6 protein-coding genes are annotated in these 7103 nt (G+C 65.9%); 5 read left to right on the forward strand and 1 reads right to left on the reverse strand.

Annotation, left to right across the window (positions count from 1 at the left end):
• Positions 1-18 precede the first annotated feature (18 nt).
• Positions 19-2961 carry a TonB-dependent receptor gene (locus UUA_RS04270; RefSeq protein WP_153022804.1) on the forward strand — a complete coding sequence of 981 codons (2943 nt, stop codon included), beginning with the start codon at positions 19-21 and terminating at the stop codon, positions 2959-2961.
• A gap of 68 nt (positions 2962-3029) precedes the next feature.
• Here UUA_RS04270 and UUA_RS04275 read toward each other — a convergent pair whose 3' ends face one another.
• Positions 3030-3596: a manganese efflux pump MntP gene (locus tag UUA_RS04275; RefSeq protein ID WP_008434563.1), complete on the reverse strand. Its 567-nt coding sequence runs from the start codon at positions 3594-3596 to the stop codon at positions 3030-3032.
• A gap of 344 nt (positions 3597-3940) precedes the next feature.
• Here UUA_RS04275 and UUA_RS04280 point away from each other — a divergent pair, with 344 nt between their 5' ends.
• The 4 genes from UUA_RS04280 to UUA_RS04295 all read left to right on the forward strand — a co-directional run bounded on the left by UUA_RS04280 (position 3941) and on the right by UUA_RS04295 (position 6966).
• Entirely contained in the window at positions 3941-5299 is a 1359-nt protein-coding gene (locus UUA_RS04280; protein WP_008434565.1) for a M20/M25/M40 family metallo-hydrolase, read from the forward strand.
• A 151-nt stretch (positions 5300-5450) separates the two neighbouring features.
• On the forward strand, positions 5451-5816 hold the full coding sequence (locus tag UUA_RS04285) for a toxin-antitoxin system TumE family protein (protein ID WP_008434567.1): 366 nt from the start codon (positions 5451-5453) through the stop codon (positions 5814-5816).
• Positions 5813-6163, forward strand: coding sequence for an HVO_A0114 family putative DNA-binding protein (locus UUA_RS04290; protein ID WP_008434569.1), 351 nt, complete (start codon positions 5813-5815; stop codon positions 6161-6163). The genes UUA_RS04285 and UUA_RS04290 overlap by 4 nt, the downstream gene beginning before the upstream one ends.
• Positions 6164-6204: 41 nt before the next feature.
• On the forward strand, positions 6205-6966 hold the full coding sequence (locus UUA_RS04295; protein ID WP_255324875.1) for a M20/M25/M40 family metallo-hydrolase: 762 nt from the start codon (positions 6205-6207) through the stop codon (positions 6964-6966).
• Positions 6967-7103: the final 137 nt, after the last annotated feature.

Raw genomic sequence — 7103 nt, forward strand, 5'->3', positions numbered from 1 at the left:
TTCCGATTGAGGGACGCCATGAGTTCTTTCTGCATGTCGCAGGCGCCGCGTGCGCCGTTCGCCCGTTTCCGTCTGCGGCCGCTGGCCGCCTCCTGCGCGGCCGTGCTGTTTGGCCTGGCGCTGAGCGCTTCGGCCTCAGCCCAGCAAACACAGCCGCAACAGCAACCGACCGACAACCAGGCCGCGCCGGCCAAGCCGGACAGCAAGACCGTCGAGAAGAAGAACAAGAAATCCGAGAACACGGTCAGCGACCTCGACGCGGTTGTCGTCACCGGCATCCGCGCCAGCATCGAGAACTCGCTGAAGGCGAAACAGAACTCCGACAACATCATCGAAGCGATCTCGGCCGAGGACATCGGCAAGCTGCCCGATGCGAGCATCGCCGAAAGCCTGTCGCGCGTGCCGGGCGTAGCTACCCAGCGCCAGAACGGCCGCGCCAACATGATCTCGATCCGCGGCCTGGACCCCGGTTTCGCCGGCACCACGCTGAACGGGCGCGAGCAGGCCACGATCGGCGAGAACCGCGGCGTCGAATACGACCAGTACCCGTCCGAGCTGATCAGCGGCGTGGCGATCTACAAGACGCCCGACGCCAGCCTGATTGGCCAGGGCCTGTCCGGCACCGTCGACCTGCACACGATCCATCCGCTGGACCTGCCCAACCGCGCCTTCGCGGTGAACCTGCGCGGCGAGCACACCACCAATGGCGACCTCAACCCGGGCGGCGGCATCGGCGACATGGGCCACCGTGCCAGCATCTCCTACATCGACCAGTTCTTCGATCACACGCTGGGTATCGCGGTGGGCTTCGCCCACCTCGACTCGCCGATCCAGGAAAAACAGTACCAGGCCTGGTGGTGGAGTATGAACAACGGCCCGGGCAGCATTGAAGCCCCATGGCCCGAGGGATGGAGTGGTCCACACACGCCCGGCATGCCCGACGGCGTGATCTCGCAGGAAGGCATGCAGTTGCGCGCGCAGTCGATGCGCCAGAAACGCAGCGGCCTGATGACGGTGCTGGAATGGGCGCCGGGCGACCACTACCACTCCACCCTGGACCTGTACTACTCCAACTTCGGCGACAAGACGTTCAAGAACGGCGCGCAGTGGTCAAGCAGCCCGTGGGACAACGTCAGCTACTCCAACGTCGGCGTCACGCCGGCGCAGCCCTACCCGATCGTCACCTCCGGCACGATCAGCGGCATCGCGCCGATCCTGCAGAACGAGTACACCAAGGAACACGACAAGCTGTTCTCAGCCGGCTGGAACAACCAGTACGACTTCGGCAACGGCTGGACGGCCACTGCCGACCTTTCGTACTCCAGCGCGAAGAAGAAGCTGCACGACGCCTACCTGTTCACCGGCCTGGCCGGCGGCGCGTTCACCAGCGTCGACTTCCGCACCCCGGCTGGCAACGGCTACCCCTGGTTCTCGCCGGCGGTGAACCTGGCCGATCCGTCGCTGGTGGTGTTCACCGACCCGGATGGCTACGGCTACAACGGCCGCCAGGAGTTCGACACCCAGAAGGACACCATCAAGGCCGTGCGGCTGGAGGTGAGCCACCCGCTGGGCTGGATCTTCAGCAGCATGAACCTGGGCGTGAACTACTCCGACCGCACCAAGACCAAGCGGGCCGACGTGCAGTTCGCCTGGTTGAACGGCAACGGGTCCACCCAGGGCACCTACGACAACCACTTCAGTACGCCGGTGAACTCGGGCTTCCTGTGGTCGCCGACCACGCTCGGCTACGGCGGCATCCCGGGCATACTCAGCTACGACGTGCTGGGCGCGCTGGCCAATCAATTCTACCTGACTCAGCGCAACGGCAAGGACGACTGGAGCCGCAACTACACGGTGAAGGAAAAGGTGCCGGTCGCCTACGTCAAGCTCAACATCGACACCGCGCTGGGCGACGTGCCCCTGCGCGGCAACGTAGGCGTGCAGTTCGTGCGCACCGACCAGTCCTCGACCGCGCTGCAGACCAACGGTGACACCCTGGTCGGGCGCATCAGCGATGGCGCCAAGTACAACAACGTGCTGCCCAGCCTGAACCTGGTGGCCCAGCTCACCGACCGCCAGTACCTGCGCTTCGGCTTCGCCAAGACCATGGCGCGCGGGCGCATCGACGACGAGAAGGTCGCCACCTCGGCCGGCCTGTCGAAGATCCAGAGCGGCCCCGGCGCAGGCCAGGTGCTGTGGTCCGGCAGCGGCGGCAACCCGAAGCTGAAGCCGTACGTTGCGGTCGGCACCGACCTGTCCTACGAGTTCTACTTCGGCAAGTCCAGCTACCTCGCCGCGGCGGCGTTCCACAAGAACCTGTTGAACTACATCTACAGCCAGACCACGCTCAACTACGACTTCTCGAACTACACTAACGACAACCCCACGCTCACCCCGACCAGCAACATTGGCTCGTTCACCCGCCCCGCGAACGGTACCGGCGGCAAGATGGACGGCCTGGAGCTGTCCGGTGCGCTCGAAGGCGGCCTGCTGGCGAGCGCGCTGGACGGCTTCGGCGTGCAGGCCAACTTCTCGCTGACCAACAGCAGCATCTCGCAAAAGGTCATTGGGTCCATCCCCGGCCTGGATCCGCCTACAACCTTGCCCGGCCTGTCGCGCAAGGTCGCCAACCTGGCGGTTTACTACGAGAAGTACGGCTGGTCGGTGCGCGTGGCCGAGCGCTACCGCTCGTCCTTCACCGGCGAGGCAGTGGCCCGGTTCGACCAGCTCGACTACACCAAAGTACTGGCCAACCGGCAGACCGACTTCCAGCTCGGCTACGCCTTCACTGAGGGCAACTGGAGCGGCCTATCCCTGCTACTGCAGGTGAGCAACCTCACCAACACGCCCGACAAGTCCGTGCAGATCTCCGGCCTGCCGAACAACGTGCAGGTAACGAGCCCGAAGGAGTACGACACCTGGGGCCGCACGGTGCTGTTCGGCGTGAACTACAAGCTGTAGGCGACCTGGCAAGCGCGGGAGAGCCATGGAACCCGGGGAGCGATCCCCGGGTTTTTCATGGGCACCCGTCAGACGGAAAGATGCTCGTACAGGATCACCGCGCCCACCCCGATCAGGATAACGCCGCCGATGATCTCTGCGCGGCGGCCGACCATCGCGCTCAGCACATGGCCGAGCATGATGCCCAGCGTGACCATGCTGAACGTGCACAGGCCGATCACCACGGCCACCATGGCGATCGAGACGTCGACGAAGGCCAGCCCCACGCCCACCGCCAGCGCGTCGATGCTGGTGGACAGGCCGGTGATGGCGAGGCCGACGATGCCGTGCTTCTTCGCCTCGTCGACCGGCTCGCCCGAATCCGGCTGCACGCCGGCCCAGATCATGTGCAGGCCCAGCACCAGCAGCAGGCCGAAGGCGATCCAGTGGTCCCAGGCCTCGATATAGCGCGCGGCGCCCTTGCCCAGCAGCCAGCCGATCACTGGCGTGATCGCCTCGATCACGCCGAAGATCAGGCCGGCGCGCATGGCCTGGGACAGCCGCGGACGCGTCATGGCGGCGCCCTTGCCGATCGCCGCGGCGAACGCGTCGGTGGACATGGCGAAACCGAGCAGCAGGATGGAAACGGGATTCATGGGTTGCCATTCGGTCGGGCCAGGCGCAACGGCACGACGGCGCGCCCGACCGTCGTGGCGCCGTCAGCCGTTGGTCTCGCCAACCAGGATCGGTGTCTTCGCCACGGCAGCTTGCTGCCGAGCATGTTGACGAAGACGCCCCGCGCGAACGAGGCAGGCTACTCCCCAAGGGGTATCGCGCCGGCGGCAGCACCGCCAGCGCGGCGGCAAGGTTAACACGACCACGCGGCGAATCCGGCATGTGCAGGCAGCGGAGCCGCCGCGCATACTCGGGCTCCGTTCACGACCTGCACAGGCAAACTCACATGGGATCAGCACGCACACTCGGACTCACCGCCACGGCCATGCTGGTCTTCTGCACCGGCATCGGCACGGCGCATGCCGGCAGCGCTGCCGAAGCATTGCCCGAGACCATGGCCATGCTGAAACACGCCATCAGCATCCCTACCGTCGAGGACCAGCATCAGGTGCCGGTGCTAGCCGCGTACCTCGCCGACAAGCTCAAGGCCGCAGGCTTCGCCGCCGGCGACATCGAGATCATCCCGGTGGGCGAAACCGCCGCACTGGTCGCGCGCTATCGCGGCACCGGTGAAGGCAAGCCGATCCTGCTGTCCGGGCACATGGACGTGGTGGCGGCCAAGCGCCAGGACTGGACCCGCGACCCGTTCACCCTGATCGAGCAGAACGGCTACCTCTACGGCCGCGGCACCGCCGACATGAAGACTGCGGTGGTGGTGCTGGTGGAAACGCTGATCCGGCTCAAACGCGAGGGTTTCAAGCCGCGCCACGACCTGATCCTGCTGCTGTCCGGCGACGAGGAGACCGCGATGGCCTCGACCCGCGAGCTGGCGAAGCGCTACCACGACGCCGAATTCCTGCTCAACGCCGATGCCGGCGGCGGCACCCTGGACCCGGCCAGCGGCAAGCCCGTGGTCTACCAGATCCAGGCGGCCGAGAAGACCTATGCGGACTTCCGCATCACCCTCACCTCGCCCGGCGGCCACTCCAGCGAACCGACCGCGGACAACGCGATCTACCGCCTCGCCAAGGTGATCGACCGCGTAGGCGGTTATGCCTTTCCGCCGATGATCAACGACATCACCCGAGCCTCGCTGCGTGCCACCGGCGCCCACACGCCCGGCGCACTCGGCGCGGCGATGACGCGCTTTGCCGCCCATCCGGACGACGCCGCCGCAGCCGCCACCATCTCCGCCGATCCGGCCTACGTCGGGCAGATCCGCACCACCTGCGTGGCGACCATGCTCAACGGCGGCCACGCACTCAACGCATTGCCGCAAAGCGCCAGCGTCAACGTCAACTGCCGCATCTTCCCCGGCACGCCGGTCGACAGCGTGCGCGACACGCTGGTCAAGGTGATCGACGACAAATCCGCCAGCGTCACCGTGCTGTCGCCCCCGCCGGTGGCCAGCCCCGCCTCGCCGCTGCGCCCGGACGTGATCGCCGCCGTCACCGACGCCGTGCACGCCCGCTTCCCCGGCGTGGAAGTGGTGCCCGGCATGTCCGCCGGCGCCTCCGACAGCATGTACTTCCGCAACGCCGGCGTCCCCAGCTACGGCATCGACGCCTCCTTCACCAAACCCGACGACAGCTTCGCCCACGGCCTCAACGAAAAACTGCCCGCGTCGGAAGTCGAAGCCGGGCTGGAGTTCTGGCATCGGGTGCTGGTGCAGTTGGCGAAGTGAGTTGACCGGAAGAACTGGCGTCACGCCGCCCATGATCTCGGACAAACGTTGGAACAGCTAAGCCCGACTCCGTTTTCGTGGTGCGGCGTGCGACCAGCCGCCACAGGCATTGGCCGGATTCGTTCAATTTATCATCGGATGATATATAGTCATGTCAAAGGAAGACGCAGGACTGGAAACGCTGCTGTTGCTCAACGGCGAGATCTACGATCAGGGCAATGGTTGCTGGATCAAGATCGAGGCATGGCGTGTCGAGGTGAACGAGCATGTGCCGCACGGCATACGCTACGCGCTGACATTGCATGACCGCTACGGCACGCGGTTACTCGGTTTCGACAATGCGCATGCCGTCAGGCCGCCGAAGCGCAAGCGTCATGCAGGCCGGCGTCTGGCCTACGACCACCGCCATCGTCACGTCAGCGACAAGGGCGTACCGTACGAATTCGCCAGCCCACAGCAACTGCTGGAGGATTTCTTCAACGAAGTCGACCGCGTACTTGAGGAAACGAAGTCATGAAAAAGCTGGTCATCGGCATCGCCTCCCAGCAAGCCATCCGCGCCCGCGCACTGGCCGTTGCACGCGGCGATCATCAGCCACGCCCCGGCGAGCCGAAGGTCTGGTTCACCTCCATGCGCTCGCTGGCCGAAGTGTTGTCCGATGACAACCGCGCGTTGCTGCGTGTCATCCGGGAACAGAAGCCCGCGTCACTGACCCAGCTCGCGGAACTCACCGGCCGCGCACCCAGCAATCTTTCGCGGACGCTCAAGACGATGGAACGGTATGGCCTGGTCGAGATGCGCCGCACGCTGCGCAACGTGCAGCCCATCGCCACGGCCAGCGAATTCGTGATTCAGGCGGCGTAGCTTGGCTTGTTAAAAAGTCGACTCTGACCCCTGGCCCTAAAATCCAGGCCGCCGAGAAGACCTACGCGGACTTTCGCATCAGCCTCACCTCACCTGGCGGCCACTCCAGCGAGCCCACCGCGGACAACGCGATCTACCGCCTGGCGCGCATCATCGACCGCGTCGCCGGCTACCAGTTTCCGCCGCAGAGCAACGAGATCACGCGCGCCTCGCTGCGTGCGCTCGGCGCGCACACGCCCGGACCGCTCGGTGCGGCGATGACGCAGTTCGCCGCCCACCCCGACGATGGCGCCGCCGCGGCCACCATCTCGGCCGACCCCGCCTACGTCGGGCAGATCCGCACCACCTGCGTGGCTACCATGCTCAACGGCGGCCACGCGCTCAACGCGCTGCCGCAAAGCGCCAGCGTCAACATCAACTGCCGCATCTTCCCCGGCACGCCGGTCGACAGCGTGCGCGACACCCTGGTCAAGGTGATCGACGACCAGTCCGCCAGCGTGACCGTACTACAGCCTCCGCCGGTGGCCAGCCCCGCCTCGCCGCTGCGCCAGGACGTAATCGCCGCCGTCACCGACGCCGTGCACCAGCGCTACCCCGGCGTGGACGTGGTGCCCGGCATGTCCGCCGGCGCCTCCGACAGCATGTACTTCCGCAACGCCGGCGTTCCCAGCTACGGCATCGACGCCGCCTTCACCAAACCCGACGACACCTTCGCCCACGGCCTCAACGAAAAGCTGCCCGCGTCGGAAGTCGAGGCGGGGCTGGAGTTCTGGCATCGGGTGCTGGTGCAGTTGGCGAAGTGAGGCAGATGGCCGAGCCGCTGTAACGTCTGTTCTCCTCCCGAAGTAACCGCTCAGAAGTGCACTCTGACCCGGGTTTTGGAGCAAACTTCATTGCGGCTGCTAAGCGTGTGGGGCTCCTGCCTAACAACTCGTTCAAG

This window comes from Rhodanobacter thiooxydans LCS2 (assembly GCF_000264375.1).
Lineage (GTDB): Bacteria > Pseudomonadota > Gammaproteobacteria > Xanthomonadales > Rhodanobacteraceae > Rhodanobacter > Rhodanobacter thiooxydans.